The following is a 25,807-nucleotide window of genomic DNA, read 5'->3' on the forward strand; positions in this document are numbered from 1 at the left end:
TCAGGAGGGAGCAGAACCATGACGTACTTCATTGCCGGCAACACCGCCGTCGAGAACGCCCTCAGCCTCGCCCAGTCGGCCCTCCCGAACGCTCCCCAGCAGCCGTACGACGAGCCCGCCCCGCGGCGCACGTTCGCGGTCCGCACCCGCATCAGCGCCGTACTGCGGGCCGCCGCCGAACGCGAGGTCCGCCTCGCCAACCGCATCGACCCCACCTGCTCGGTCAGCTGACCCACTTTGAGCACCCACCAACCAAATCCGCGACGGAAATCCGGTTGGTGGGTGCTCAAAGAGCCGGCCGCGTGGATTTGTCGGAGCTGTCTGGCACTCTGAAGGGCGATGAATGAGCCAGGGGTGTTGCTGACCGCGCGGGCGATGGTGCTCCACGACCTCGCCGCGCGCGGCTTCGACGACGCGGTGATGGTGTCTTTGCTCGAGGATGCCGTCGCCGGACGTCAGTGGTGGCTGGACCAGTGGCCGGACGGTGCCGAACACATCGCCGGACTGGTCGCGCAGGACGTCCAGGACCGCCTGGTCGACTCCGGGGTGCGCTGGCCGCGCTGCACCGCCTGCGACGACCTGCACGACCACGAGCTCCGCATCGAGCCGGAGCTCGGGCCGGACCCGCAGTGGGTCTGCGAACGCGCCGGCATCTCCGTCTCACCCCTGGGGCGCCTCACCTGACCCCTCCGGGTAATACCTGATTGCTCTACATGTAGCCAGACTACTATTGTCTGTCTACATGAAGGTCCTGAACGTGCTCCGGGCGACCGCCGGGGTCCATGCGCTGGCGATCTGCCTGCAGCCCGTGGTCGCGGGGGTCTACCTGAACGGCTCCCCCGCCGGCCTGCGGATGCACGAACCGATCGGGCTGGCCCTGGCCTTCCTCGGACTCGGGCAGTTGCTACTGGCAACGGCCTGGTGGCGGACGACCGGCGGGCGCTGGACCGCGCCCGCGGCGAGTCTGCTGATCCTCGCGGGCGAGGTCGTCCAGATCGCCATGGGTTACAGCCGCCAGATGGCGATCCACGTCCCGCTGGGCATCGCGCTGGTCGCGGCAACGGTCGTCTTCGCATTCTGGGTCAACAAGCGACAGGTGGTCGTCGCATGATCACCCTCGAACCGCAGCCGGTGGCCAAGGTACGTCGGCCGCGCGTCAGCCTGCACGTCCTACGGATCACGCTGGTTCTGCACGCCGCGTTCGTGATCGCACAGCCGATCGCGGCCGGCTACTTCCTGGCCGGCAACGTCGACGCGATGACCAATGTGCACAGCACGGTCGGCGGCACCATCTGGATGTTCGCGTTCCTCCAGACCGTCGCGGCCGCCTGCTACACGCTCGTCGGCCGCGGCCGGATCTGGCCGGCGCTGATCTCCCCGCTCCTGGTCGTCGCCGAGTTCGTCCAACTCACCTTCGGCTACCTGCAGAACTTCGCCGTACACGTCCCGCTCGGGACCGCGATCGTCGGCACCGTCTGCTGGATGACGGTCTGGTCGTTCCGCCCCACCGCACACCTGAGCCGCCGGGAGGCCAAGCAATGAAGATGTCCCGCCGCGGGTTCATAGCCGTCACCGGCGCCGCCCTGACCTTGAGCGGCTGCGGCCAGGAGGCCAAGCCCGCACAGTCCGGAGAACTCCTGCGCAGCAAGGCGAAACTGCCCACACCCTTCCAGGTCCCGCTGCCGGTCCCACCGGTCAAGAAACCGACCCGCTCCGATGCGAAGGCCGACTACTACCAGGTCGTCCAGCGCAAGGCGAGCCTGGAGATCCTCCCCGGCCTCAAGACCGAGGTGATGGGGTACGACGGCCTACTGCCCGGCCCCACGTTCGACGTACGGAGCGGACGCACCACCGTGGTCGAGCAGGTCAACGAGCTCGACGTGTCGACCGTGGTCCACCTGCACGGCGGCCACACCCCCGCACCGAGTGACGGCTGGCCGCTCGACCTCATCATGCCTGCGAACGGACAGCACGCCGGCCACCACATGTCCGGCGGCGACATGGCGATGGGCAAGCGCACGTACACGTACCCGAACCAGCAGCGCGCGGCGACCCTCTGGTACCACGACCACACGATGGACTACACCGCACCACAGGTCTACCGCGGACTGTTCGGCCTGCACATCATCCGGGACGACGAGGAGGAGAACCTCCCGCTGCCGAAGGGCGATCGGGAGATCCCGCTGGTGATCGCGGACCGTGCGTTCGACGCGGACGGGTCGTTCTTGTACCCGGCCGCGAAGGACGGCCCCGGCGTCGAGTCGGCGTACATGGAAGGTGTCGTCGCCGACGTCACGCTGGTGAACGGCGCGCCGTGGCCAGTACACGAGGTGGACGCGGTCCGGTACCGCTTCCGCATTCTCAACGCCAGCAACGCCCGCCGGTACGAGCTCGCCTTCGACAAGGGCCCCGCGAAGTTCGTGCAGATCGGCAGCGACGGTGGGCTGCTCGACAAGCCGGTCGAGCACAAGACGCTGGTGATCGCGCCCGCCGAGCGGTTCGACGTCATCGTGGACTTCTCGCAGTACCAGCCCGGCGACGAGGTCACGGTCGTCAACAAGCTCGACAGCAACTCCGGCGTACTGCGCTTCAAGATCGCCCGCAAGGCCCCCGACGACACGCGCATCCCGGCGACGCTCTCGTCGTACGCCGTGACGCCCCGGCCGGCTGGTGTCGTACGACGGGAGTGGCGGTTCCGGCGCGGTGACGCCGGGGACCACCGGGGCTGGACGATCAACGGGAAGGCGTTCGATCCCGTGGTGATGCAGGCGCAGGTGAAGCTGGACCAGTACGAGATCTGGTCGTTCGTCACCGACGTACACCACCCGGTGCACGTCCATCTCGCGCCGTTCCAGGTCCTCACCCGCGGCGGGAGCAGCAAGCTGTCGGCGTACGACCACGGCTGGAAGGACACCGTCGACATCCGCCCGGCCGAGGTCGTCGAGGTGCTCGTCAAGTTCAGCGCCCACAAGGGCAAGTACCTGATCCACTGCCACAACCTCGAACACGAGGACATGGCCATGATGGCGGCCTTCGAAACGATCTAGCCGGCCTTCCTCGAGACGAACCCGGTGGCGACCAGCCGCCGGGGTCGTTCTGTTGTGCCCGGCGAAGGGGTTGACGACCGTCGGCGGCTCTGCCTATAGTCAACATATCGGTTGATCAAGGGAATGGTTGATAAAGATGATGGTTGACGATGATCAGCTCGACCGGTCGTTCGCGGCACTGGCCGACCCGGTCCGGCGAGCGATGATCGCGCGGCTGTCCCGCGGCCCGGCCACCGTGAACGAGCTGGCCGAACCGTTCCCGATCACCAAGCAGGCGGTGTCGCGGCACATCCAGGTGCTCGAGACCGCCGGGCTGATCACCCGGACCCGGGACGGCCAGCGCCGCCCGTGCCACCTGGTGCCGGCCGCCCTCGAAGCACTGACGAGCTGGATCGACGAGTACCGGCTCGAAACCGAACGCCGCTTCCGCCGGATGGAAGCACTGCTGAACAGCGCAGAAGCAAAGACAGAAGACAAGTAGTGAGAGACAAGGAGCAAGGATCATGAGCGGTACCACCATCAACACCCCTGCCGGCACCCCGTTCGTCGAGGTGACGCGCGAGTTCGCCGCCACGCCGGCGCAGCTCTTCAGGGTCATGACCGACCGCGAGCTGGTGACCGAGTGGCTCGGCCCGCGCGACCTCGACGCCACGGTCGAGGAGTACGACGTACGGACCGGCGGGAAGTACCGGTACATCCACCGCGACGACTCCGGCGAGTACGCGTTCCGCGGGGTCTTCCACGCCGTGGAGCAGGACAAGCTGATCATCCAGACCTTCGAGTGGGAAGGCGCTCCGGCCGAGGTCTGCATCGAGAAGATGACGCTCGAGCCGACCGAGAACGGCGTCCGCCTGCACCAGCAGTCGGTGTTCCCGTCCGTCGAGGCCCGCGACCAGTCGATCGAGTACGGCATGGAGAGCGGCATCAACGACTCGATGGACCGCCTGGCCGAACTGCTCGCGAAGGAGAGCTGATCATGAGCCAGGTCGTTGTCGACATCTCGGTGTCGCTGGACGGCTACGTCACCGGGCCCAACGCCGGCATCGGCAACGGGCTCGGTGACGGCGGTGAGGCCGTGCACGACTGGGTCTTCCACGGCACCGACGCGGACCGCGCCGTCCTGGACGCCGCCTTCGAATCGAGCGGTGCGGTCGTCCAGGGCCGGAACCTGTTCGACGTGATCGACGCCCCGGGCGGGTGGAGCGACGAGATGGGGTACGGCGCGAAGCCGACCGGCGAGCTCAACCCACCGGTCTTCGTCGTCACCCACACGCCGCCTGCCGAGACTCGTCTGGGCGACCGGTTCCGGTTCGTGAGCAGCCCCGCAGAGGCGATCGCACAGGCCGCGGAAGTTGCCGGCGGCAAGGATGTCTACGTGATGGGTGGCGGGCAGATCTGCCACGCGGTGCTCTCCGAAGGGCTGGCCGACGTACTGCGGCTGCACCTGGCTCCCGTCGTACTCGGGGGCGGAACCCGACTGTTCCCCGCCGAGGCTGCGCCGGCGTACGCGCTCGAGCTGATCGAGGCCGTGTCGACACCGGCCGCCCAGCACCTCACCTATCGAGTAGTGAAAGGGCAGTAGTCATGGGAAACGTCATTGCGTCGGCCGTCGTTTCGCTGGACGGGTTCGTCGCTACCACCGAGGACGAGGTCGGGCCGCTGTTCGACTGGTACAACAACGGCCCGGTCGAGATCTACGGGACCGATCCGGGACGACCGTTCCAGGTCAGCCAGGCGAGCGCGGACTACATCAGCACGGCCTGGGGCAATGTCGGTGTGGTGTTGTGCGGCCGGCATCTGTTCAACATCACCAACGGCTGGGAGGGTATCCCGCCGTTCGGCGAGCACGTCGTGGTCGCCACGCACCAGCCGCCGACCGACTGGCCGTTCCCCGATGCGCCGTTCTCCTTCGTCAGCGGGATCGAGCAGGCCGTCGCGAAGGCTCAGGAGCTCGCCGGCGACCGCGACATCTCGCTGGCCGCGGGAAACCTGACCGGCCAGGCCTTGCGGGCCGGTCTGATCGACGAACTCTCGTACAACCTGGTCCCGGTGATCTTCGGAACCGGCAAGCGCTTCTTCGGCGACTACGCGGGCGACCAACTCCTGCTGGACGACCCGAACGTCATCGAGGGCGACCGCGTCACCCACCTGCACTACCGCGTCAGCAAAGGATGATCCGCGATCACGGTGCGGGAGCCCGGGGCGACCTCGGTGAAGCCGGCGTCCTGGACTACGGGGAGGTTGGTGGTCAGGAGGTGGGTCCATTGAGGTGGGGTTGCGGTGCGGACCGCCAGGGCGAAGTCGGTTGCTTCCCATTCCTTGCGGGCTTGTGGTGAGAGGGCCCACCAGGCTAGTTGGGCGGCGTGGCCGCACTGGGCCATCGCCTTGCCGCTCGACATCTCCAGGGCGGGGTTGACCCAGAGCACGGGTACGCCGGGTTCGAGGGGCGGAAGGTCGGCGGTGTCCTCGAAGTCGGTACCTGTGACCTGGAGCTTGAACAACTCTGCTGGTACGTCGTCCACCCCCGTCGGCGGAAACACCCGAACCTCCGCCGTGTCTCCGTGCATCGTGATGCCCGGTAGCGCCTCGGCGCGGCGCCACTCCGCTCCGCGGGCTCGCTTCGTGATCTTCCGGATCCGGTTGTCCTGCCAGGCCGCCATCGCCGGCGCCCACTCGCCCTCGCCGTACGACCGCTCGTCGGCCAGGATCGCAAGCACCGCCCGAGCCGCCGTCTCCAGCGCATCGGTCTGAGTCGGCCGCGCATTCTTCTCGACGCGCACCACGAGCGTCAGCACCTGTTCCACGGCGTGAGTCTGCCAGGACCCCCGATGCACTACGGTGACCGACCTCAGTGAAACGAACGTTCGACAGTGAGGCCACGGCAAGACGATGACGCGGAAGATCACGAGAGTTCCCCAGCTGTCCCCGGAGTGCAGCGTCAACCTGGCGATCCTGGCCATGGCGGCCGATCTGCCCGGCGACCGCAACTCGGCGGAGATGATGGCGGAGTGCGCCGAGGACCTGGCCACCCACGGCCACACCGCTGACGCACTGGAATGGTTCTCGCGCATCGTCGAGGGTGGCGAGCCGGAGCTCGGGCCGCACGCGGCACTCCGGATCGCCGGGCTGCTCGTCGACGACGACCTGGAGGCTGCTCAGGCCGCACTGCGGTACGCCGCCGACAACGGGACCGGCGACGTCGCCGAGATCGCCGCCGACAACCTGAGCATCCTGGCCGAGCACGAGGTGCCGACACGCACGGAGCCGGCCACCCTCGAGGAGGTCGTCGGTCGCACCGCCATCGCCCGGGTCCTACTGCTGAGCGCCGAAGGTGACGCCGGCGCCGTGGCCGAGGTTCTGCAGCAGGCCGCCGAATGCCCGGTCCCCGACATCGCCGCGGCCGCAGCGTTCGAGCTGGGCAATCTGCTCGAGGACAACGGAGACCTGGCCGGAGCACAGACCGCCTACCGGCAAGCGGCCGAGCTTCGCCGGCCGCGTGTGAGCGGTCAGGCCGCCATCAACCTGGGCCTGGTCCTGTCCAAGCAGATGGATGTCCGCGGCGCCCACGCGGCGTACAGCCTGGCAGTCGAGGTGGGCGATCCCGATGACGTTGCCAAGGGCAATGGTCTGCTGGAGCAGCTCGCCGCACTGGGTGATCTGGACGAGGTCCACGCACGTGCCCAGCAGCTGGATCTGACCGACCCCGACCTGGTCGGGGGGAGCGCGGTCGCCGCCGGCGAACAGTACCTCGGCGACGGGGACCTGCAGTCCGCACTCCGTGCCTTCGAGAAGGCCATGGACACCGGTCACCCGGTCCACGCGCCCGAGGGCGCCGCCTGGGTCGCCGCGGCGTTCTACCAGGTGGAAGGAATGCACGGCGCCGAGGCCGCGATCGGGCGGCTCGCCGAGATCGGCCGGGCGGACCTGACGCCGCGGGCCTGGTTCATGTTCGGCTGCCGGCTGGTGAACGGCGGCAACTTCAAGGACGGCGAGAAGGCGTGGAAGCGGCCGGTCGGAGATGCTCGCGCGGCCGCGGAGTGCGGGCGACAGGTCGTCCGCGGGAAGACTGCCAAGGCCGAGGCTGCGTTCGAGGAGGTGCTCACGGTGACCCCGGACCTGGCCGGGCACCTCGGCGGGATGACGCTGCAGGTCGGTGACCTGCACACGGGGAGCCGCGCCAAGGCGACGTACGAGCTCGCTCTCCGGTTCGGCGAGCGCTCCGAGCTGCCTTGGCTGATCGAGGAGGCGCGCGCGAGTCTGACTCGGTGACACGTCCGGCCGAGTTGTAGGTTGGCTTCATGCAGCAGTACCTGGATCTTCTTCGGCATGTGCTGGACAACGGGGCGGAGAAGGGCGACCGGACCGGGACGGGCACGTTGAGCGTGTTCGGGTACCAGTCGCGGTACGACCTGCGGGCCGGGTTCCCGGCGGTGACGACGAAGAAGCTGCACCTGCGGTCGGTGATCGGGGAGCTGATCTGGTTCCTCAGCGGCTCGACGAACGTCAAGTGGCTGCACGAGAACAACATCTCGATCTGGGACGAGTGGGCCGACGCCGATGGTGAGCTCGGTCCGGTGTACGGCTACCAGTGGCGGTCCTGGCCGACGCCCGACGGACGGCACGTCGACCAGATCGCCAACCTGATCGCGTCGATCAAGCAGAACCCGGACTCCCGCCGGCACATCGTGAACGCGTGGAACGTGGCCGACGTGGACGACATGGCGTTGCCGCCGTGTCACACCATGTTCCAGTTCTACGTCGCGGACGGCCGGCTGTCCTGCCAGCTGTACCAGCGGTCGGCCGACATCTTCCTGGGCGTGCCGTTCAACATCGCGTCGTACGCGCTGCTCACCCACATGGTCGCGCAGCAGACCGGGCTAGAGGTCGGCGACTTCGTGCACACGCTCGGCGACGCGCACCTCTACCTGAACCACCTGGACCAGGCCCGCCTGCAGCTCACCCGCGAGCCGCGACCGCTGCCGACCCTCCAACTCGCGAAGCGCGACTCGATCGACGGCTACGAGATCGCCGACGTCGAGCTGATCGGGTACGACCCGCACCCGGGTATCAAGGCGCCCATCGCGGTATGACGGTCATTCTGATCGCCGCGGTCGGACGGAACGGTGTGATCGGGCGGGACAACGACCTGCCCTGGCGGATCCGCGAGGACCTGCAGCGGTTCAAGCAGCTCACCCTCGGCCACACCCTCGTCATGGGCCGCAAGACCTACGACTCGATCGGTCGCCCGCTCCCGGGCCGCCGTACGGTCGTCGTCACCCGGCGACCCGACTGGTCCGCGGACGGCGTCGACGTCACGCACTCCCTCGAAGAGGCCTTGAAGTACGACGGCACGCTGTACGTCGCCGGCGGCGGCGAGATCTACCGCCAGGCCCTCCCGTACGCCGACGCCCTCGAACTCACCGAGGTCGACCAGTCCCCCGACGGCGATGTCACCTTCCCGGAACTCGACCCGACGACCTGGATCGAGACCGCCCGCGACCCCCACGACGGCTTCTCCTTCGTTAGCTACCGCAGAAGCTAACAACGAGTAGGCAACGAGGTGACCAGGAAGACCTGGAACCGCGTAGATTGTGTGCGCGTCACGGAGGTATCCAGGCGCGCCTCTCGGAGGGGAACACGATGACTGAAGCCGACAACACCGCTGCTCAGCCCGCTGCCGCGCAGCCCGCTGCGGCACCGCTGCAGCCGCCGACGGCCACCGCGCCGGGACTGATACTGACCGCACCACCGCCGTCACAGCCGGTGGCCGAAACCGCCGCGCCGAGTATGGCGCCGGCTGTCGACCCGGCCGCGCTGCCAGGGCTCGACACGAAGGTGGACACCTTCCTGACCGCGCTGATGGCAGCCGAGCCGCGGTCGCCGGAATTCGCGTCGAAGGCCGGTGACGTGCGCAGCATGGGCGACGTCGACATCCGCGCCGCGGCCGAGAGCTCGAACCGGCTGCTCCAGTCGCCGGTGCGGGCCCTGCAGGAAGGCGGCCTGTCGGAGGGTTCGACCGTCGGCAAGACGCTGCTCGAGCTGCGCCGTACGGTCGAGGACCTGGACCCGAAGGAAGCCACCGGGGTCAAGAAGCTCCTCGGGATGATCCCGTTCGGGGACAAGATCGAGGACTACTTCCGCAAGTACCAGACCGCGCAGAGCCACCTCGAGGGCATCCTGCACAGCCTGCGCAACGGCCAGGACGAGCTCGGCAAGGACAACGCCGCGCTGAACCTGGAGAAGCAGAACCTGTGGGACGCGATGACGCGCCTCAACCAGTACGTGTACGTCGCCGAGCGCCTCGACGCGCGACTGTCCGCGGCGATCGCGGAGCTGCAGACGACCGACCCGGAGAAGGCGAAGGCCTTCCGCGAGGACGTGCTGTTCTACGTCCGGCAGAAGCACCAGGACCTGCTCACCCAGCTCGCCGTGTCGATCCAGAACTACCTGGCCATCGACATCGTGATCAAGAACAACATCGAGCTGATCAAGGGCGTCGACCGCGCGTCCACCACCACGGTCTCGGCGCTGCGTACGGCGGTCATCGTCGCGCAGGCGCTCGGCAACCAGAAGCTCGTGCTGGACCAGATCACCGCACTGAACACGACCACCAGCGGGATGATCGAGCGCACCTCGGAGATGCTGCGCGACAACTCGGTGGCGATCCAGCAGCAGGCCGCGTCGGCGACGATCGGGCTGCCGCAACTGCAGGCCGCGTTCGCGAACATCTACGCGACCATGGACGCGATCGACACGTTCAAGGGTGAGGCGCTCGACAACATGGCCGCGACGATCGGCACGCTGGAGAACGAGGTGACCAAGTCGCGGTCCTACCTGGAACGGGTCTCCCAGCAGAACCAGCAGGTCGTCCACGGCAGCCTCGACCTCAACCTCGATCGCTGATCCACACCACCACCTGGAGACGGGGGACTGCATGGCGCTCGGCGACTTCTTTGCGCGGCTGACCGGTCGCAAGGAGGAGCCCGAGCCTGCCCCGGTGCCCCGGCCGCCGACGAACGACGACCTGCTGGCGGCGCTGGTCCGCGTCGAGCAGCTGGTCGCGGGCGGCGCCGTACCGGCCCCCGTCGCATCACGGGTCGGCCGGGTGGTCCGCGTCGTACGGGAGACCATCCCGCGGCTCGGGAACCTGGGCGGCAGCGTGCAGGCGTACTCCGTGATGGCGACGGCGACCGACTACCTGCCGGAGGCGATCGGCGGGTACCTGAGGCTGCCGCGGCAGTGGGCCGACACGCGTCCGGTGGACCGCGGCAAGACGTCGCTGATGATCCTGATCGATCAGTTGGACCTCTTGGCCGCGACGATGGACAAGGTCTTCGACGCGGTGAACCGCGCCGACGCGGCGGCGCTGATCGCCCACGGCAGGTTCCTGCAGGAGAAGTTCGGCACCGGCTCCACCGGCGGAGGCTTGGCACTCGGCCCGACCGGGTCGACCCCGCCGCCCGACATGGGACCGGCGGGACCACTGGCACCACCACCTGGACGAGGAGGGTCATGAGCGGCGCGGGGGGAAAGTCTCTGCAGCAGGCGTTGTCCGAGCTGCTCGTGGTCGCCGGCCGCGCCGGTGTCGCCGACGATCGCGCCCGGTCGGAGGCGCTGGCGCTGGCCGCCGCACTGGCCGAGTCGGCACCAGGTGCACCCGCCGACTGGGGCAAGGTGTTCGAGGGCGCGACGACGCAGGACTTCTTCGACGCCGCCGTCCGTGGCCGGCGTTGGCGCGGCGCCCCGACTGCTGTCCTGACCGAACTGATCGCGAGTGGTTCGGCGGAGAAGGCGGCGTACGCCGAGGCGCTGGCGGAGGTGGCGTCCGCAGCCTGCACGTTGGGTGAGCCCACGATGCGGGTCGTCGGCAACGCGTCGGTGGCAGCTGCAGCCCAGCTACAAGCTGCTGGCGCCCGTCCACTCCAGGTTGCATCGACCCCGCCACCGAAGGCCCAGGAAGCACCGCAAGAAGAAGTAGTAGCGGAACAGCCGGCTAAGACGGTTGAAGAGCTGCTGGCCGAGCTGGATGAACTGACCGGGCTGGCTCGGGTCAAGCGCGAGGTGCACCGGCAGGTCGCCGTACTGCGGGTTGAGAAGTTGCGGACCGAGGCGGGTCTGAAGAGCCCGACGATCACGCGGCACCTGGTGTTCGTGGGGAATCCGGGCACCGGAAAGACGACTGTCGCGCGGCTGGTGAGCGGGATCTACAAGGCGCTCGGCCTGCTGTCGAAGGGGCAACTGGTCGAGGTCGACCGGTCCGAGCTCGTCGCCGGGTATCTCGGGCAGACCGCCACGAAGACCGCCGAGGTGGTCGCCTCCGCCGTGGGCGGCGTGCTGTTCATCGACGAGGCGTACAGCCTGACCGCGGGTGACCTGGGCGCCGACCAGTACGGGCGGGAGGCCGTCGACACGCTGGTCAAGGAGATGGAGGACCGGCGCGACGACCTGGTCGTCATCGTTGCCGGGTACCCCGAGCCGATGGAAGCGTTCATCTCCGCGAACCCCGGGCTGGCCAGCCGGTTCCGGACCACGATCGAGTTCGAGAACTACAGCGACGACGAGCTCACCGACATTCTCACCGGGCTCGCCGAGGCCGCGGACTACGAGCTGGTCCCGGAGGCGGTGGACAAGTTCCACGAGGTGCTTGCGGGGACCGCGCGGAACAGTTCGTTCGGCAACGGCCGGTTCGCGCGCAACGTGCTCGAGGCCGCGATCGGCCGGCACGCCTGGCGGCTCCGCGACGTACCGGCACCCACGACGACCCAGCTGCGTCAGATCCTCGCCGAGGACCTCACCGAGCAGCCCGCCGACGCCGTCGAGCCCGAAGAGGTGGCGACCGTCAGTACTTCGGACGTCACGGAGATCGAACAAGGAGAACAGGCGTGACCCAGACGCAGAGTGCGCCGCCCGCGACCGTGTCGGCGGCCCCGCCGGGCACGACGCTGCAGGCGCCGAACGCCAGGACCGCCGGTCCACGCGGCGCCGTCGCGCAGTGGTTCGCGGGTACGCCGGGCCGGATGCGCGCGTTCCTGATCCTGGCCGCCGCGATGAGCGTCGTGTTCGGCCTCGCCGCCGCGCAGGGCTTCAGCCAGTCCGACGGCGCCCTCGACCGGGCGCAGGCGAACACCGCGCAACTGGTCCGCATCCAGGCGATCCACACCAACCTGGTGAGCGCGAACGCCGACGCCACCAACGCGTTCCTGGTCGGCGGTCTCGAACCGCCGGAGCAGCGTGCGCACTTCGTCAACTCGCTGGCCGCGGCCGCCGGGCTGATCGCCGAGGCCGCGTCCGCGCAGCCCGCGGACCGCGACGTGCTCGGCGCGCTGAACAAGACGCTGATCACGTACGGCGGCCTGATCGAGCAGGCCCGGGCCAACAACCGCCAGGGTCTCCCGATTGGTTCGCAGTACCTGAAGGACGCGAACTCGGTGCTGCAGGACGACTCGCTGCCCCTGCTGAAGGCGCTGGTCGAGGCGAACGAGAAGCGCGTCGACACCGAGTTCGACGGGATCAGCAAGGGCACCATCTGGGTCCTCGTCGGCGGCCTGCTGAGCCTGGTGGTCTTCGCGATCACGCTGCGCTGGCTGGCCCGCCGTACGCACCGTTATCTCAACGTCCCGATCGCCGCCGGCGCCGCTCTCGTCCTGCTGACCACCGTCGTCGGCGGAGTCGCACTCGCCGCCGCGTCGAGCTCCGCGAAGGACACCCGAAGCTCCGAGTACGAGCGGACCCTGGCGCTGTCCCGCGCCCGGATCGCGGCGTACGACGCCCGCTCGAACGAGAGCCTGACCTTGATCGCACGCGGCTCCGGCGACGCCTTCGACAAGGCGTACACAGCGGCGGCCGGCCAGGTGGACGAGCAACTCGACAAGGTCGGCGGCAACGGCGGCAACCTGAAGCAGCTGTGGGGTGCCTACAAGACGGTCCACGCCAAGGTGCGGACGACCGACGGCACGGAGGGCAACTGGGATGCCGCCGTCGCGATGGCCGTCGGCAAGGACAAGGCCAACAACTCGGTCGAGACGTTCGGCGCCTTCGACTCCTCGTCCAACCAGCAGCTGACCCGGACGAGTACGGCGGTGCAGAGCGAACTGAAGGATGCGCGCGACGGGCTCCCGCCGATCGGCTGGCTCGGCGTACCGATCGGCATCCTGGCCGCACTGCTGGTCGCCTGGGGCATGTCGCAGCGTCTGGAGGAGTACCGATGAAGAAACTGATCCCACTCGCCGTCGCCACCGCCCTACTCCTCACCGCCTGCGGCGACGGCAACTACGCCGCCACCCAGATCCCCGCAGCACCTCAGTCGCCGGCGACGTCCGCCGCGCCCGCGGCGGTGCCGTGCACGGCAGCTGAGAAGGCCGCCGAGCTGGAGTCCTACGCGCCCGATGGCACGCTGCCGGCGCCGGGGCAGATGCCGGACGGTTCGACGATGGACAAGATCCAGGCTCGCGGCCGGCTGATCGCCGGTGTCTCCGCCGACAGCCTGCACCTCGGTTCGCGGAACCCGCTCAGCGGCAAGATCGAGGGCTTCGACATCGACATGGTCCAGGCCGTCGCCGACGCGATCTTCGGCAAGCGAGGCCCCGGCCAGCCGGCCAACCTCGAACTGCGCGTGATCTCCAGCCCGCAGCGCATCCCCTTGCTGGAGAACAAGAGTGTCGACATCGTCGCCCGGAACATGACGATCAACTGCGAACGCTGGAAGCGGATCGCGTTCTCGGCGGAGTACTACCGGTCCGGCCAGAAGACGCTCGTCCAGCGCGACTCGACGGCCACCAAACTAGGTGACCTGTCCGGCAAGACGATCTGCGCACCGGCCGGGTCGACCAGCCTCGACAACCTGAAGAAGGCGAACCCGGCGATCAAGCCCGTCACGGCCGACACCGACACCGGCTGCCTGGTGCTGTTCCAGCAGGGCAAGGCGGACGGGATCAGCGGTGACGACACGGTGCTGGCCGGTGACGCCGCGCAGGATCCGTACGCGAAGGTGCTGAAGGAGCGCATCAGCGACGAGCCGTACGGCCTGGGCATCAACAAGGAGAACGTCGACTTCGTACGGTTCGTGAACGGCGTCCTCGCGCAGATGAAGACGCCTCCGGCCCCGGGCGGTGTGAGCCCGTGGATGGAGTCCTACAACAAGTGGCTCGGCGCGGACCTGGGCAAGTTGACGGCCCCGCCGACGCCCGCTTACGGCCGATGACCGTTCGTACGCCGATTGTCTCGGCGCCTCCGCCGCCGGGGCGGATGGGGAGCAGTGTTCCTGCTACGGAGCTGCTCTCTTACCTCGGTGCGCTCGGGGAGTGGCGGGACCGGCGGAAGGCGGAGCTGGACGAGCTGGACCAGGCCGCCCTGCACTCGCCCGACGGGGACGCCCTCAGTGCCGACATCGTGCTCAGCATGACGGTCTGGAAGGCGGTCTCGGACCGGTACGAGTTGATCCTCGTCACCTGGGACTCGGGCCGGGTCGGGCAGCAGGAGACCGAACGGATCTCCACGCTGATCTGGGGCGGCCTGGACGCCGGCGGCGCCGGTGGTTCGCTCGCCGTTTCGTTGCCCGAGGCCTGCAAGTTGTCGGACGCGCTGGCGTCCAGTCTGCGGGCGAAACTCATGCTCCAGCCCGGCGACGCCGACCTGGCCGCCCGGCTGCGGCAGCTGCGTGCGCAGGTGGAGCGGATCAGCGACCTGGTCAAGCAGGAGCCGGCGAACGTCCGCAACGACGCGCTCGCCAAGCACCACGACCTCGACCGCCGGCTCGTCGACCTGACCGACCGCAACAAGCGTGGCGCCGATATCGGCGGGCTGATCGGCCCGCTGGACATGGACGCGGCGCGCACAGAGCGAGATCTGATCGTCGGCGCCGCCACCCGTAAGGAACGTGCCGCCGACGTTGCCCGGGCCCGCACCGTACGCAGCGAGCTCGAAGCTCAAGGCACGGCTGTGCGCGCGTTGGCGGACAAGGCGGTCGCGACGGTCAGTCCGGCCCCGCGTCTCGCCGTACCGGATGTGACCGCGCTCGGGTCGGTGCCGAACACCCCGGCCGAGCTGGAGAAGTACCTGACCCGGCTGGACGCCGTACGGCGGGCGCTCGGTCAGGCGCAGGCGGCGTACGGCGCTGCGCTGCAACGACGTGACGAGCTGACCCAACTGCTGGACGCCTATCAGGTGAAGGCGGCAAGTGTTGCCCCGGGCAACGAAGATCTCGCCGAGCTGTACCGGCGCGGCCGAGCGGTGAGCGAGACCGAGCCGGTGGAACTGGCTCGCCTCGGCGCACTGGTAGCGGCCTACCAGGCCTACCTGGAAGGGACGAAATGACGACCAACACCGCCTGCACCCAGCCGGGCTGTACCGGCTCCATCGTGGACGGCTACTGCGACGTCTGCGGCTCCCCCGCGGCGGCGAGCGCAGCCGCCCCGAGTGCGGCTGCCCCGAGTGCGGCCGCCTCGGCGACCGGTGCCTGCACGCAGCCTGGCTGCACGGGGACCTATGTCGACGGGTACTGCGACGTGTGCGGCTCGCCCGCGCCGGGCGGCGGTACGGCGGCCAGCGGCGAACCGGACGCGCTGAGCACGGTGTCGACCGTCTCCCGCGCCTCCAACCGGCTGGCGTCCACGCCACTCGGCTCGGCGCGCGCGGCACAGGCCGGCTCGAAGCTGACCCGCAAGCTCGGTACGTCGTCCACCCGGCTGCGCGGCGCCCGGCTCGGCGCCGGACTGACCCACGTGCCGACGATCCCGGCGATCGACGCGAGCAAGGCGATCCTGGCCAACCCGATGGTCCCGGAGGACCGCCGGAACTGCCCCAGCTGCGGCAATCCGGTCGGCCGCTCCCGCAGCGGGCAGCCCGGCCGGACCGAGGGCTTCTGCCCGAAGTGCCGCAACCGCTTCTCGTTCTCGCCGAAGCTGCAGCCGGGCGACCTGGTCAACGACCAGTACGAGGTGGCCGGCTGCCTGGCACACGGTGGCTTCGGCTGGATCTACATGGCCAAGGACAAGAACGTGTCCGACCGCTGGGTCGTCCTCAAGGGCCTGCTGAACTCGGAGGATCCGGACGCCGTCGCGTCGGCGATCGCGGAGCAGACCTTCCTGGCCCGCGTCGAGCACCCGTTGATCGTCGAGATCTACAACTTCGTCACCCACGACGGCGCCGGCTACATCGTGATGGAGTACGTCGGCGGCACCTCGCTGAAGACCCTGCTCAAGCAGCGGATGGCCGCCAACAACGGCCAGTACGACGCGCTGCCGATCGACCAGGCGATCGCGTACCTGCTGGAGATCCTGCCGGCCTTCTCGTACCTGCACGACCTCGGCCTGGTGTACTGCGACTTCAAGCCGGACAACATCATCCAGGTCGGTGACGCGGTCAAGCTGATCGACCTCGGTGGTGTCCGGCGGATCGACGACCTGGACTCGGCGATCTACGGCACGGTCGGCTTCCAGGCGCCCGAGGTGGCCGAGGTCGGCCCGTCGGTCGCCTCCGACATCTACACGCTCGGCCGGACGCTGTGCGTGCTGGCGATGGAGTTCCGCGGCTACCAGAGCCGGTACATCGACTCGCTGCCGCCGGTGGCCGAGGTGCCGCTGTTCCAGAAGTACGACTCGGTGTACCGCCTGCTGGCCAAGGCGTGCGCGAAGGACCCCGCGGACCGGTTCCAGTCCGCCGACGAGTTCCGCGTGCAACTGCTCGGCGTACTGCGTGAGGTCGTGGCGGACAAGCAGGGCGTCCAGGCGGCCCAGCACTCGGCGTCGTCGCTCCTGTTCGGTACACCCGGCGACAAGTCCGCCGGACTGGGTGAGGCGGCCCAGCCGTGGCAGCAGCTGCCGTCACTGGCACCGGACGACAGCGACAAGATGGCCAGCTGGCTGAAGACGGTCAGCGTGCCGGACCCGGCCAAGAAGCTGGAACTGCTGGTCGATGCGCCGGAGCAGTCGGCGCAGACACTGCTGGAGGTCGCCGAGGCCGCCCTGGAGGTCGGACCGGAGCGTTACGACATGGTCGACACCGCGGTGAACGACCTGCTCAGCGAGGACCCGTGGGAGTGGCGTGCGGTCTGGATGGCCGGACTGGTCGCTCTGGCCCGTGGCGACTCGAAGGCCGCACAGTCCGCGTTCAATGCGGTCTACGGCCAGGTGCCGGGTGAGCTGGGCCCGAAACTCGCGCTCGCGATCGCGTGTGAGCACAGCGGCGAGTTCGACGTTGCCGAGGGCCTCTACCTGACCTGTGCGCGCACCGACGCCAACTACATCGCACCCTCGGCGTTCGGTCTGGCCAACATCCGGACCTCCCGCAACGACGTGGACGGTGCGCTCAACGCACTGGACCTGGTCCCCCGGACCAGCGGTGCGTATGTGCGCGCCCGTCGCCAGCGAGCCGGTCTACTGGCAGGATCAGGGCGTGGCCTTCCCGCGCTCGCCCAGGCGATGGACAGCATCGCGACGCTGACCATCGACCCGGTCGACCGGGCCAACCTGGCCGCGGACGTGTTCCGGACCGCGCTGGCCGAGGTCCAGCAGTCCGGTCCGCAGGAAGCTCTGCGGATCGACGGACGGGCAGCCACCGAGACCTCCCTGCGGGACGGGCTCGAGGCCACCTACCGGCAGCTGGCCGACCAGGCGCAGACCCGGCCGGAGCGGATCGCCCTGGTCGACCAGGCCAACGAGGTTCGAGGATGGACGTTGCGATGACGAGTACGACCGACACGGTCTGCCCCAGCTGTGGCGGGGCGGTGTCCGAGGCGGACCTGTTCTGCGAGGCCTGCGGCGCCGAGCTGAAGCCGGGGACCGCCCCGACCTCACCGGCGCTGGACACCGACACCGAGCCGACCGTGGAGATCGGCGCGGTACCCGGCCAGGAGGCTGCGGGCGCCGGCCCGTGCCGGTCGTGCGGCGGCACCGTCGGCGCGGACGGGTACTGCGAGACCTGTGGCACCAAGGCAGCCAAGCCGCGCGACCACTTCGAGGAGCAGCCCGCTCCGTGGGTGGCCGGGGTGTGCGACCGCGGCATCCGGCACAGCCGGAACGAGGACGCGATGGCCATCGCCGCGGACGCCGAGCCGGGCAGCCGCGCGCTACTGGTGGTGTGCGACGGCGTCAGCTCGTCACTCGACTCAGACGTCGCGTCACTCGCGGCCGCCCGGGCAGCGCGTGAGGTGCTCGAGGCCGGTCACGCGCAAGGCCTCGGCACGGACTCGTCGCGGGCGAGCGCGATCGCGGCCCGGCTCAAGGCGGCGGCCGACGCGGCGAGTGACGCCGTACTCGACAGCACCAGTCCGGACAGCCCGAACCCGGCGTCCTGCACCTTCGTCGCTGCAGTCCTGGAGAACGGGATGCTGGTGGCGGGCAGTGTCGGCGACAGCCGCGCGTACTGGTTCCCGGACGCGGCCGAGCCGGTCGGGCTGACCGTCGACGACTCGTGGGCGGCCGAGCTGATCGCCACCGGGGTCTCGCGTGAGGAGGCCGAGTCCGGTCCGCACGCGCACGCGATCACGCGCTGGCTCGGCAAGGACGCGCCGGACCACACGCCACGGACCACGACCCTGCAGGTGAGCGGTCCGGGCTGGCTGCTGGTCTGCTCGGACGGCCTGTGGAACTACTGCTCGGAGGCGGCACCGCTGGCCGAGCTCGTACGTCAGACAGCTGCGGACAAGGGCGGCGAGCCGTTGGCCACCGCGTCCGCCCTGGTTGACTGGGCCAACGCCCAGGGCGGTCAGGACAACATCACCGTCGCGCTCGCACGTATTTGACGGCGCGGATCTAAGGAGAGAGACCGAGATGGCCGACTTCACCGCCTCCGTTTACCAGAACGAGTTCCTGCCGGACGGCGGGACCGACGTGCACGCCATCGTCACGGTGAACTGCACCGGCGCCGGCGCCGCAGGGCAGTCCGGCAGCGGCGACGCGGGCGAGATCATCATCGTCGACACCTCGGGCTCGATGGGTCGCGACGGTGTCCAGGCGGCCGCGTACGCCGCGCAGACCGCGCTCGACCAGATCCTCGACGGTGTCTGGTTCGCGGTGATCTCCGGCAACGACCGCGCACAGCTGGCGTTCCCGCCGTCGGCGGAGCCGGTGATGGTCAAGATGGACCCGTACACCCGGCAGGCCGCGAAGGACGCCGTGTCCCGGTTCTACGCCGACGGCGGGACCGCGATGGGCACGTGGCTGCGGCTCGCGTCGCGGGTGTTCTCCACGGTGCCGTCGCTGACGCAGAAGCACGCCATCCTGCTGACCGACGGCGAGAACCAGCACGAGACGCCGGAGGCGCTGACCCAGACGATCGAGGCGGTGACCGGCCAGTTCCAGTGCGACACCCGCGGCGTCGGCGTGGCCTGGCAGGTCGACGAGGTACGCCGGATCGCGCAGGCCCTGCTCGGTACCGTCGACATCATCCCGGCGCCGGACCAGCTGGCCGCCGAGTTCTCCAAGCTGATCCAGAACGCGATGGGCCGTGGTGTCGCGCAGGCCGATCTGCGGGTCTGGGCGCCGCAGGGTGCCGAGGTGCTGTTCGTCCGGCAGGTCGCGCCGACAGTCGAGGACCTGACATCCCGGCGTACGTCGATCAACCCGTTGACCGGGTCGTACCCGACCGGTTCGTGGGGTGACGAGTCCCGCGACTACCACGTGGCGATCCGGCTGGCCGCGAAGGCGGTCGGGCAGGAGCAGCTCGCTGCACGCGTACAACTGGTGCTCGGCAACGACACGGTCGCGCAGGGCCTGGTGAAGGCGCTGTGGTCCGCGGACGAGGCCCTCACCACCCGGATCAACCCGGAGGTCGCGCACTACACCGGACAGACCGAGCTGGCGCAGGCGATCCAGGACGGTCTGGCCGCTAAGGCGGTCGGCGACACGGCGACGGCGACCACGAAGCTCGGTCGCGCGGTGCAGCTCGCCGCTCAGACCGGCAACGAAGAGGCCACGACACGGCTGCGGAAGGTTGTCGAGATCGACGACCAGGATACGGGTACGGTGCGGCTGAAGCGGACGGTCGAGAAAGCCGATGAGATGGCTCTCGACACGGCCTCCACCAAGACCACCCGGGTGCGGAAATGACCGTGAACTGTCCCAGCGGACACCCCTCCACCTCCACCGACTACTGCGACGTCTGCGGTCTCCCGATGGGTGCCGCGGCGGCCAGCGCACCGGAGGCTGCGCCTGCCCCTGATCCGGCGGCCGCCCCTCCGGCGGCCCCGGCTGCGCAGGCGTGTCCCAACTGTTCGGAGGCCGCCGCCACCGACGCGTTGTTCTGCGAGAACTGCGGCTACGACTTCACCACCGGCACCATGCCGCGACCGGCCTCGTCGCTCGACCTGTCCGCCGATCCGGCTCCGGCGACCCCACCGGCGACCCCGTCGGCACCGGCCGCGCTGGCCGAGTGGGTCGTCGAGCGCTGGGTCGACCCGGACTGGTACGCCGTACAGCAGAGTGACGACCCGTGTCCGTCACCGGGGCTGCCGACTGTGATCCCGCTGACCGAGAAGAGCCTGCTGATCGGCCGGCCGTCCCGCAGCCGCGGCATCTCGCCGGAGATCGACTGCGGCGACGACACCGGCGTCAGCCGCCGGCAGGCCCAGCTGACCACCGACGGCCAGCGCTGGTGGGTGGAGGACCTGCAGTCCTCCAACGGCACGTACGTCGCATCCGCCGCCGGACCGCTCCCCGAGACCCCGATCGTCCCGGGCCAGCGCCAGGAGCTGAACCCGGACGACCGTGTCTACGTCGGCGCCTGGACCCGGCTCGTGGTCCGCAAGGCAACCCCCGAAGAGCAGGCCGGGCAGGCCTAGGGTGTCGTGCCGGGCTGGGCCTGTCGGGTCCAGCTCGGCGACGGGTTGAAGCACAGCCACTCGATCACGGCCGAACCGACCACGATCGGGATCGCCCAGGCCCACCACTGGCGCGGCAAGGAGACGACCGCGATCGCGGTCCACAGTGCCACCCAGCTGCCGCCGTACCCGCGCAGGACGCCGCGGTACCAGAGTCCCCCGGGTGCCTCGGCTGCGCGCTGGCCGACGTACACGAACAGGTACGACGCGATCGTGATCGGCCAGAAGTACCAGAGCCGGTCCCAGTCGTACGGGACCATCACCAGCGCGGTCAGGCAGACCAGCGCGATCGCCCAGTGGTACACCTCGCCGGCCCAGTTCAGCCCGCGGCGGCGCAGCGTGAGCACAACCGCCAACGGGCCGAACAGGACCGCGAGGACACCTGCCAGGACGTGCAGGATCAGTGCGATGTCACGCATCGCCCCGCTCCCCTAGGACTCTCTGACATGTCAGGGAGCATAGGGATTCGGGGCGTGCGCGTCTGTACTTCGGCGCTCAGTTCTCCGGGAACGCCAAAACGCGGCGGACCGCGAACTTCCGGTACCCCTGACGCTCGAAACTCTTCGCCATCGGGACGTTGCCGAAGTCGGTGTCGGCCCGGATGTGTTCGGCGCCGGTCTCCGCCAGTTGGTGCGTGATCTCGGCCAGCAGGTCGTCGCTCAGCCCGTGCCCGCGGTGCTCCGGCAGGACCCCGAGGTACCCGACGACCGGCCCGCCCGCGTTCGCCGACGGGACCTCGAACCCGACCAGCTCGCCATCACCGTTGTACGCGAGCCGCCACCAGTCCCGGTCGCCCGGCATCGACTTGTACATCGCCAACTCTTCGCGGGCCGCGCCCTCGGCGCCGAGGCGTGCGATCTCCCGCGCGGTCGCGGTGTCCAGGCTGCCCTCACTGACCCGCATGAACACGTCGACGAACGCCTCGTCGTCGGCCGGCTCGAACTTCAGCCGGGTGGACCGCTCCGGCAGGCCGAACTCCGGCTTCCACTCGTAGCGCAGCCGATCGGTGATCCCGGTCATCCCGACCGCAGCGGCCGCCTGGCTCCGTACCTCCAGCGCCGTGACGACGTCGGGCTTGTCCTGCCAGTCGCTGTCCAGGAAGAAGTGGTACTCCGGCGGCTCGGCATCGGCCGGCCGCGACGCGACGGCGTACTTCAGCAGCTCGGTCCACACCGGGACCGGGTCACCGTCACCGGCGTAATAGAGCCCGTCGATGCTGTACGGGTGGCTCTCGCCCGGGACGCCCCACCAGATCGCGAGGGCCTGGATCGCGCCGTTCTCCTCGACGACCCAGTTCCAGTCGTGCTTGTAGTAGCCGCTGGCAACGTACTCGCGGTACCGCTCGACGGTGACGGTGTTGACGGACTTCTGCTCGATCAGAGCAAGGATGGTGTCGAGGTCGTCCTCGACGGTGTTGCGGATGGTCACAGATCCTCCAGCAGGAGGCGCGCTGCTCCGCTCAGTGCGAGCTGTGCGAGCGGATCGGGCGCGCCGGGAAACAAGTCAGTGTGTTCATCGGTCGCTCCTTCCGCTCCGGGATCTCTCTCGCCGGGCCAGACTTTAGGGGTACGGCGGGGTCATAGTCCAGCTGTTATTCACAGCTGGGATGTACCAGCGACACTTCGGGCGGGAAGCCTCCGGGCATGAGAACCCTCATCGCCGCCGTGACTCTGGCTGCCACCGCAGCCCTGGGCTCCACGGCCTACGCCGCCCCGACCCCTTCTCACACCTCGTACGTCGCCTCGTCGTACGTCGCCGCGCCGCAGGTCACTGCGATCGACACCTGCGCGCTCAGCTCGCTGCCGTCCCAGGCGGCCGACACCCTCGACCTCATCCACTCCGGCGGACCGTTCCCGTACGACCAGGACGGCACCGTCTTCTCGAACCGGGAGGGCATCCTCCCGGACGAATCCAGCGGGTACTACCACGAGTACACCGTGATTACGCCCGGCTCACCCGACCGCGGCGCCCGCCGGCTGGTCGGCGGCGGCGCGCTGACCACACCCGAACACGTCTACTACACCGGCGACCACTACGCCTCGTTCTGCGAGGTCGACGAGGACAGCTGAGCTGGCTGCGAGTAATGTCGTCGGCACGTTGAGTGATCAGGAGGATCCTTCACGATGCCGACCACGCGTCCGTTAGTTGCCTTCCTTGTGCTGACCGCCGCGCTGCTCGTCTTCGGCCGGCCCGAGTCCGGGCTGGCCGAAGCGACCGGCGATCCGTTGAAGCTCACCACCGGGTTCTACGTCGATCCGGCCTCGCCCGCGGCTGCCTACGTACGACGGCACCCGGAGGACGCCGAACTCGCGTCGAAGATCGCCGCGCAGGCGTCGGCGCGGTGGCTCGGCGCCTGGAGCGGGGACGTGCAGGCGGGAGTCACGGCGTACACGACGGCAGCGGACAAGGCGGGCAAGCTGCCGGTGCTGGTGACGGACAACCTCCCGGGACGCCAGTGCGGGATCGGCGGCGGGGCCGCGTCGGACGCGGCGTACCGGACGTGGATCGCGGCGGTGTCGGCCGGGATCGGGACGCGGCCGGCGGTGGTGGTACTCGAGCCGGACGCGCTGGCGCGGCTCGACTGCTACCCGACGCCGGAGTGGGACGGGCGGATCGCGCTGCTGAAGTACGCCGTGGGCGTGCTCGCGGCGAAGAACCCGAACACGTGGACGTACCTCGACGCCGGGAACGTGACGTCCGGTGACGCGAAGGAGATGGCGCGCCGGCTGCGGCTCGCGGACATCGGCAAGGTCCGCGGGTTCGTCCTGAACACCGCGAACTACTTCACCACCGAGCAGTCGGTGGCCCGCGGCACCGAGATCCTGCAGGCCCTCGGCGGCGGCACCCACTACGTCATCGACACCAGCCGCAACGGCAACGGCTCCGACGGCAGCTCCTGCAACCCGCCCGCCCGCAAACTCGGCACTCCCCCGGCGCGCACCCCCGCCCCGGTGGACCTGCATCTCTGGCTCCGTACGCCGGGAGAGTCCGACGGGCCGTGCGGGCTGACGCCGGATCTCCCCACGCGCACGTTCTCCCCTGTGCTGGCCCATCGCCTGATCACCGGCATCTGACTGCCGAGAGTTGGGCCGACCCCGGCGCGCCGGTGCCGGTGAACAGGTAATAACCGATGCACCGGCACCAGTTCCTGTTCAACGGCTACGCAAAAGGTCCCGGGCCGGGGCCCGGGACCTTTTGGTGTACTGCGTGTGCTGTTGGACTACTGGATCAGAAGTCCATGCCGCCCATGTCGGGCGCGCCGCCCGGAGCGGCTGCTGCCTTCTCCGGCTTGTCGGCGATGACGGCCTCGGTGGTGAGGAACAGGGCCGCGATGGACGCCGCGTTCTGCAGCGCCGAGCGCGTCACCTTGGCCGGGTCGATGATGCCGGTCTTGATCAGGTCCACGTACTCACCGGACGCGGCGTTGAGGCCCCAGCCCGGCTCGAGGTTGCGAACCTTCTCCACCACGACGCCGCCCTCGAGGCCGGCGTTCACGGCGATCTGCTTCAGCGGCGCCTCGACGGCCTTGCGGACGATCTCCGCACCGGTCGCCTCGTCACCCTCGAGGTCCAGCTTCTCGAACGCGATCACCGACGCCTGCAGCAGCGCCACGCCACCACCGGCGACGATGCCCTCCTCGACGGCCGCCTTCGCGTTGCGAACGGCGTCCTCGATGCGGTGCTTGCGCTCCTTCAGCTCGACCTCGGTGGCCGCGCCGACCTTGATGACCGCAACACCGCCGGCCAGCTTGGCCAGACGCTCCTGCAGCTTCTCGCGGTCGTAGTCGGAGTCCGACTTCTCGATCTCGGCGCGGATCTGGTTGACCCGGCCGGTGATCTGGTCGGCGTCGCCCGAGCCCTCGACGATGGTCGTCTCGTCCTTGGTGACGACGATCTTGCGGGCCTGGCCGAGCAGCTCCAGCTCGACGGTGTCGAGCTTGAGGCCGACCTCCTCGGAGATCACCTCGCCGCCGGTGAGGACGGCGATGTCGACCAGCATGGCCTTGCGGCGGTCACCGAAGCCCGGCGCCTTGACGGCGACGGCCTTGAAGGTGCCCTTGATCTTGTTGACGACCAGGGTGGCCAGGGCCTCGCCCTCGACGTCCTCGGCGATGATCGCCAGCGGCTTGCCGGTCTGCATGACCTTCTCCAGCACCGGGACCAGGTCCTTGATGCTGCCGATCTTGCTGTTCACGACCAGGATGTAGGGGTCGTCGAGGACGGCCTCCATCCGGTCCGTGTCGGTCACGAAGTACGGCGAGATGTAGCCCTTGTCGAAGCGCATACCCTCGGTGAGCTCGAGCTCGAGGCCGAAGGTGTTGCTCTCCTCGACGGTGATGACACCTTCCTTGCCGACCTTGTCCATCGCCTCGGCGATGATCGAGCCGACCTGGTTGTCCGCGGCCGAGATGGACGCGGTCGCCGCGATCTGCTCACGGGTCTCGACCGGCTTGGCCAGCGCCAGCAGCTGCTCGCTGACGGCCTCGGTCGCCTTCTCGATGCCCTTCTTCAGGCCCATCGGGTTGGCGCCGGCGGCGACGTTGCGCAGCCCCTCGCGGACGAGGGCCTGGGCCAGCACGGTGGCGGTGGTCGTACCGTCACCCGCGACGTCGTCGGTCTTCTTGGCAACTTCCTTGACGAGCTCGGCCCCGATCTTCTCGTACGGGTCCTCGAGCTCGATCTCCTTGGCGATGGAGACGCCGTCGTTGGTGATCGTGGGGGCGCCCCACTTCTTCTCCAGCACGACGTTGCGGCCCTTCGGGCCGAGCGTCACCTTGACGGCGTCGGCGAGGGTGTTCATTCCCCGCTCGAGGCCGCGGCGCGCCTCTTCATCGAAAGCAATCAGCTTGGGCATTCTCCGCGAGTCCTCCCGCGTCGAGTCTTTGTGGTTCAGCCGGCCCGGATGCCCGCGACGGACGGCACCGATCCGCGACGCTCATGTCCCG

Annotated in this window: 28 protein-coding genes; 24 read left to right on the forward strand and 4 right to left on the reverse strand. The window is 69.2% G+C overall.

Annotated elements, in window-relative coordinates:
* The first annotated feature begins 18 nt into the window (after positions 1 to 18).
* From E0H45_RS04800 to E0H45_RS04840, 9 genes are all read left to right on the forward strand, one after another.
* Positions 19 to 231: a hypothetical protein gene (locus E0H45_RS04800; protein WP_131335046.1), complete on the forward strand. Its 213-nt coding sequence runs from the start codon at positions 19 to 21 to the stop codon at positions 229 to 231.
* A 108-nt stretch (positions 232 to 339) separates the two neighbouring features.
* Positions 340 to 684 (forward strand): hypothetical protein, encoded by a 345-nt coding sequence (locus E0H45_RS04805; RefSeq protein ID WP_131335047.1) that lies wholly within the window; start codon positions 340 to 342, stop codon positions 682 to 684.
* A 58-nt stretch (positions 685 to 742) separates the two neighbouring features.
* Positions 743 to 1,111: a hypothetical protein gene (locus E0H45_RS04810; RefSeq protein WP_131335048.1), complete on the forward strand. Its 369-nt coding sequence runs from the start codon at positions 743 to 745 to the stop codon at positions 1,109 to 1,111.
* The gene (locus E0H45_RS04815) at positions 1,108 to 1,542 is read left to right on the forward strand and encodes a hypothetical protein (RefSeq protein ID WP_131335049.1); all 435 of its coding nucleotides are present in this window, start codon (positions 1,108 to 1,110) and stop codon (positions 1,540 to 1,542) included. The genes E0H45_RS04810 and E0H45_RS04815 overlap by 4 nt, the downstream gene beginning before the upstream one ends.
* Complete coding sequence (locus E0H45_RS04820) at positions 1,539 to 3,047, forward strand: multicopper oxidase family protein (RefSeq protein ID WP_131335050.1); 1,509 nt, start codon at positions 1,539 to 1,541, stop codon at positions 3,045 to 3,047. Before E0H45_RS04815 ends, E0H45_RS04820 begins: the two co-directional genes overlap by 4 nt.
* A gap of 136 nt (positions 3,048 to 3,183) precedes the next feature.
* Positions 3,184 to 3,528: an ArsR/SmtB family transcription factor gene (locus E0H45_RS04825; RefSeq protein ID WP_131335051.1), complete on the forward strand. Its 345-nt coding sequence runs from the start codon at positions 3,184 to 3,186 to the stop codon at positions 3,526 to 3,528.
* Between the two features lie 22 nt (positions 3,529 to 3,550).
* Positions 3,551 to 4,021, forward strand: coding sequence for an SRPBCC domain-containing protein (locus tag E0H45_RS04830; protein ID WP_131335052.1), 471 nt, complete (start codon positions 3,551 to 3,553; stop codon positions 4,019 to 4,021).
* Between the two features lie 2 nt (positions 4,022 to 4,023).
* Positions 4,024 to 4,629: a dihydrofolate reductase family protein gene (locus tag E0H45_RS04835; RefSeq protein ID WP_131335053.1), complete on the forward strand. Its 606-nt coding sequence runs from the start codon at positions 4,024 to 4,026 to the stop codon at positions 4,627 to 4,629.
* Between the two features lie 2 nt (positions 4,630 to 4,631).
* Positions 4,632 to 5,222, forward strand: coding sequence for a dihydrofolate reductase family protein (locus E0H45_RS04840; RefSeq protein ID WP_131335054.1), 591 nt, complete (start codon positions 4,632 to 4,634; stop codon positions 5,220 to 5,222).
* On the opposite strand, the gene E0H45_RS04845 is transcribed toward E0H45_RS04840, so the two are convergent.
* Complete coding sequence (locus tag E0H45_RS04845; RefSeq protein ID WP_238154800.1) at positions 5,201 to 5,851, reverse strand: aminoacyl-tRNA hydrolase; 651 nt, start codon at positions 5,849 to 5,851, stop codon at positions 5,201 to 5,203. The genes E0H45_RS04840 and E0H45_RS04845 overlap by 22 nt on opposite strands.
* A gap of 85 nt (positions 5,852 to 5,936) precedes the next feature.
* Between E0H45_RS04845 and E0H45_RS04850 the strand changes: the two genes are divergently transcribed.
* From E0H45_RS04850 to E0H45_RS04910, 13 genes are all read left to right on the forward strand, one after another.
* Positions 5,937 to 7,316: a tetratricopeptide repeat protein gene (locus E0H45_RS04850; protein ID WP_165546317.1), complete on the forward strand. Its 1,380-nt coding sequence runs from the start codon at positions 5,937 to 5,939 to the stop codon at positions 7,314 to 7,316.
* Positions 7,317 to 7,345: 29 nt separating this feature from the next.
* A complete protein-coding gene (locus E0H45_RS04855; protein ID WP_131335057.1) occupies positions 7,346 to 8,137 on the forward strand; it encodes a thymidylate synthase in 792 nt (263 codons plus the stop codon).
* Complete coding sequence (locus E0H45_RS04860) at positions 8,134 to 8,589, forward strand: dihydrofolate reductase (protein WP_131335058.1); 456 nt, start codon at positions 8,134 to 8,136, stop codon at positions 8,587 to 8,589. Before E0H45_RS04855 ends, E0H45_RS04860 begins: the two co-directional genes overlap by 4 nt.
* A 98-nt stretch (positions 8,590 to 8,687) precedes the next feature.
* Positions 8,688 to 9,950, forward strand: a complete 1,263-nt coding sequence (locus E0H45_RS04865) for a toxic anion resistance protein (RefSeq protein WP_131335059.1) — start codon at positions 8,688 to 8,690, stop codon at positions 9,948 to 9,950.
* A gap of 31 nt (positions 9,951 to 9,981) precedes the next feature.
* On the forward strand, positions 9,982 to 10,563 hold the full coding sequence (locus E0H45_RS04870) for a hypothetical protein (RefSeq protein ID WP_131335060.1): 582 nt from the start codon (positions 9,982 to 9,984) through the stop codon (positions 10,561 to 10,563).
* Positions 10,560 to 11,933: an AAA family ATPase gene (locus E0H45_RS04875; protein WP_131335061.1), complete on the forward strand. Its 1,374-nt coding sequence runs from the start codon at positions 10,560 to 10,562 to the stop codon at positions 11,931 to 11,933. Before E0H45_RS04870 ends, E0H45_RS04875 begins: the two co-directional genes overlap by 4 nt.
* Complete coding sequence (locus tag E0H45_RS04880) at positions 11,930 to 13,255, forward strand: hypothetical protein (protein WP_131335062.1); 1,326 nt, start codon at positions 11,930 to 11,932, stop codon at positions 13,253 to 13,255. Before E0H45_RS04875 ends, E0H45_RS04880 begins: the two co-directional genes overlap by 4 nt.
* Entirely contained in the window at positions 13,252 to 14,247 is a 996-nt protein-coding gene (locus tag E0H45_RS04885) for a glutamate ABC transporter substrate-binding protein (RefSeq protein ID WP_131335063.1), read from the forward strand. The genes E0H45_RS04880 and E0H45_RS04885 overlap by 4 nt, the downstream gene beginning before the upstream one ends.
* A complete protein-coding gene (locus tag E0H45_RS04890) occupies positions 14,244 to 15,359 on the forward strand; it encodes a hypothetical protein (RefSeq protein ID WP_131335064.1) in 1,116 nt (371 codons plus the stop codon). Before E0H45_RS04885 ends, E0H45_RS04890 begins: the two co-directional genes overlap by 4 nt.
* Positions 15,356 to 17,728 carry a serine/threonine-protein kinase gene (locus tag E0H45_RS04895; protein WP_131335065.1) on the forward strand — a complete coding sequence of 791 codons (2,373 nt, stop codon included), beginning with the start codon at positions 15,356 to 15,358 and terminating at the stop codon, positions 17,726 to 17,728. The genes E0H45_RS04890 and E0H45_RS04895 overlap by 4 nt, the downstream gene beginning before the upstream one ends.
* Positions 17,713 to 18,786 (forward strand): PP2C family protein-serine/threonine phosphatase, encoded by a 1,074-nt coding sequence (locus E0H45_RS04900; protein WP_131335066.1) that lies wholly within the window; start codon positions 17,713 to 17,715, stop codon positions 18,784 to 18,786. Before E0H45_RS04895 ends, E0H45_RS04900 begins: the two co-directional genes overlap by 16 nt.
* Before the next feature lie 28 nt (positions 18,787 to 18,814).
* Entirely contained in the window at positions 18,815 to 20,092 is a 1,278-nt protein-coding gene (locus E0H45_RS04905) for a vWA domain-containing protein (RefSeq protein ID WP_131335067.1), read from the forward strand.
* Positions 20,089 to 20,823, forward strand: a complete 735-nt coding sequence (locus E0H45_RS04910) for an FHA domain-containing protein (RefSeq protein ID WP_131335068.1) — start codon at positions 20,089 to 20,091, stop codon at positions 20,821 to 20,823. The genes E0H45_RS04905 and E0H45_RS04910 overlap by 4 nt, the downstream gene beginning before the upstream one ends.
* On the opposite strand, the gene E0H45_RS04915 is transcribed toward E0H45_RS04910, so the two are convergent.
* The gene (locus tag E0H45_RS04915) at positions 20,820 to 21,281 is read right to left on the reverse strand and encodes a hypothetical protein (protein WP_131335069.1); all 462 of its coding nucleotides are present in this window, start codon (positions 21,279 to 21,281) and stop codon (positions 20,820 to 20,822) included. The genes E0H45_RS04910 and E0H45_RS04915 overlap by 4 nt on opposite strands.
* A 76-nt stretch (positions 21,282 to 21,357) precedes the next feature.
* A complete protein-coding gene (locus E0H45_RS04920; protein ID WP_131335070.1) occupies positions 21,358 to 22,290 on the reverse strand; it encodes a GNAT family N-acetyltransferase in 933 nt (310 codons plus the stop codon).
* Between the two features lie 215 nt (positions 22,291 to 22,505).
* Here E0H45_RS04920 and E0H45_RS04925 point away from each other — a divergent pair, with 215 nt between their 5' ends.
* Complete coding sequence (locus E0H45_RS04925; protein ID WP_131335071.1) at positions 22,506 to 22,931, forward strand: guanyl-specific ribonuclease; 426 nt, start codon at positions 22,506 to 22,508, stop codon at positions 22,929 to 22,931.
* Between the two features lie 54 nt (positions 22,932 to 22,985).
* Positions 22,986 to 23,936 carry a glycoside hydrolase family 6 protein gene (locus tag E0H45_RS04930; protein ID WP_131335072.1) on the forward strand — a complete coding sequence of 317 codons (951 nt, stop codon included), beginning with the start codon at positions 22,986 to 22,988 and terminating at the stop codon, positions 23,934 to 23,936.
* 154 nt (positions 23,937 to 24,090) lie between these two features.
* Here the strand turns inward: E0H45_RS04930 and groL are convergent, their stop codons facing one another.
* Positions 24,091 to 25,716, reverse strand: coding sequence for a chaperonin GroEL (groL, locus tag E0H45_RS04935; RefSeq protein WP_131335073.1), 1,626 nt, complete (start codon positions 25,714 to 25,716; stop codon positions 24,091 to 24,093).
* Between the last annotated feature and the right edge of the window lie 91 nt (positions 25,717 to 25,807).

The organism is Kribbella soli, from assembly GCF_004331345.1.
Lineage (GTDB): Bacteria > Actinomycetota > Actinomycetes > Propionibacteriales > Kribbellaceae > Kribbella > Kribbella soli.

What these genes read in the sequence shown, in the direction of transcription:
- E0H45_RS04800 (WP_131335046.1), top strand. Translation starts at nt 19, where the DNA reads ATGACGTACTTCATTGCCGGCAACACCGCCGTCGAGAACGCCCTCAGC.
- E0H45_RS04805 (WP_131335047.1), top strand. Translation starts at nt 340, where the DNA reads ATGAATGAGCCAGGGGTGTTGCTGACCGCGCGGGCGATGGTGCTCCAC.
- E0H45_RS04810 (WP_131335048.1), top strand. Translation starts at nt 743, where the DNA reads ATGAAGGTCCTGAACGTGCTCCGGGCGACCGCCGGGGTCCATGCGCTG.
- E0H45_RS04815 (WP_131335049.1), top strand. Translation starts at nt 1,108, where the DNA reads ATGATCACCCTCGAACCGCAGCCGGTGGCCAAGGTACGTCGGCCGCGC.
- E0H45_RS04820 (WP_131335050.1), top strand. Translation starts at nt 1,539, where the DNA reads ATGAAGATGTCCCGCCGCGGGTTCATAGCCGTCACCGGCGCCGCCCTG.
- E0H45_RS04825 (WP_131335051.1), top strand. Translation starts at nt 3,184, where the DNA reads ATGATGGTTGACGATGATCAGCTCGACCGGTCGTTCGCGGCACTGGCC.
- E0H45_RS04830 (WP_131335052.1), top strand. Translation starts at nt 3,551, where the DNA reads ATGAGCGGTACCACCATCAACACCCCTGCCGGCACCCCGTTCGTCGAG.
- E0H45_RS04835 (WP_131335053.1), top strand. Translation starts at nt 4,024, where the DNA reads ATGAGCCAGGTCGTTGTCGACATCTCGGTGTCGCTGGACGGCTACGTC.
- E0H45_RS04840 (WP_131335054.1), top strand. Translation starts at nt 4,632, where the DNA reads ATGGGAAACGTCATTGCGTCGGCCGTCGTTTCGCTGGACGGGTTCGTC.
- E0H45_RS04850 (WP_165546317.1), top strand. Translation starts at nt 5,937, where the DNA reads ATGACGCGGAAGATCACGAGAGTTCCCCAGCTGTCCCCGGAGTGCAGC.
- E0H45_RS04855 (WP_131335057.1), top strand. Translation starts at nt 7,346, where the DNA reads ATGCAGCAGTACCTGGATCTTCTTCGGCATGTGCTGGACAACGGGGCG.
- E0H45_RS04860 (WP_131335058.1), top strand. Translation starts at nt 8,134, where the DNA reads ATGACGGTCATTCTGATCGCCGCGGTCGGACGGAACGGTGTGATCGGG.
- E0H45_RS04865 (WP_131335059.1), top strand. Translation starts at nt 8,688, where the DNA reads ATGACTGAAGCCGACAACACCGCTGCTCAGCCCGCTGCCGCGCAGCCC.
- E0H45_RS04870 (WP_131335060.1), top strand. Translation starts at nt 9,982, where the DNA reads ATGGCGCTCGGCGACTTCTTTGCGCGGCTGACCGGTCGCAAGGAGGAG.
- E0H45_RS04875 (WP_131335061.1), top strand. Translation starts at nt 10,560, where the DNA reads ATGAGCGGCGCGGGGGGAAAGTCTCTGCAGCAGGCGTTGTCCGAGCTG.
- E0H45_RS04885 (WP_131335063.1), top strand. Translation starts at nt 13,252, where the DNA reads ATGAAGAAACTGATCCCACTCGCCGTCGCCACCGCCCTACTCCTCACC.
- E0H45_RS04890 (WP_131335064.1), top strand. Translation starts at nt 14,244, where the DNA reads ATGACCGTTCGTACGCCGATTGTCTCGGCGCCTCCGCCGCCGGGGCGG.
- E0H45_RS04895 (WP_131335065.1), top strand. Translation starts at nt 15,356, where the DNA reads ATGACGACCAACACCGCCTGCACCCAGCCGGGCTGTACCGGCTCCATC.
- E0H45_RS04900 (WP_131335066.1), top strand. Translation starts at nt 17,713, where the DNA reads ATGGACGTTGCGATGACGAGTACGACCGACACGGTCTGCCCCAGCTGT.
- E0H45_RS04905 (WP_131335067.1), top strand. Translation starts at nt 18,815, where the DNA reads ATGGCCGACTTCACCGCCTCCGTTTACCAGAACGAGTTCCTGCCGGAC.
- E0H45_RS04910 (WP_131335068.1), top strand. Translation starts at nt 20,089, where the DNA reads ATGACCGTGAACTGTCCCAGCGGACACCCCTCCACCTCCACCGACTAC.
- E0H45_RS04915 (WP_131335069.1), bottom strand. Translation starts at nt 21,281, where the DNA reads ATGCGTGACATCGCACTGATCCTGCACGTCCTGGCAGGTGTCCTCGCG.
- E0H45_RS04925 (WP_131335071.1), top strand. Translation starts at nt 22,506, where the DNA reads ATGAGAACCCTCATCGCCGCCGTGACTCTGGCTGCCACCGCAGCCCTG.
- E0H45_RS04930 (WP_131335072.1), top strand. Translation starts at nt 22,986, where the DNA reads ATGCCGACCACGCGTCCGTTAGTTGCCTTCCTTGTGCTGACCGCCGCG.
- groL (WP_131335073.1), bottom strand. Translation starts at nt 25,716, where the DNA reads ATGCCCAAGCTGATTGCTTTCGATGAAGAGGCGCGCCGCGGCCTCGAG.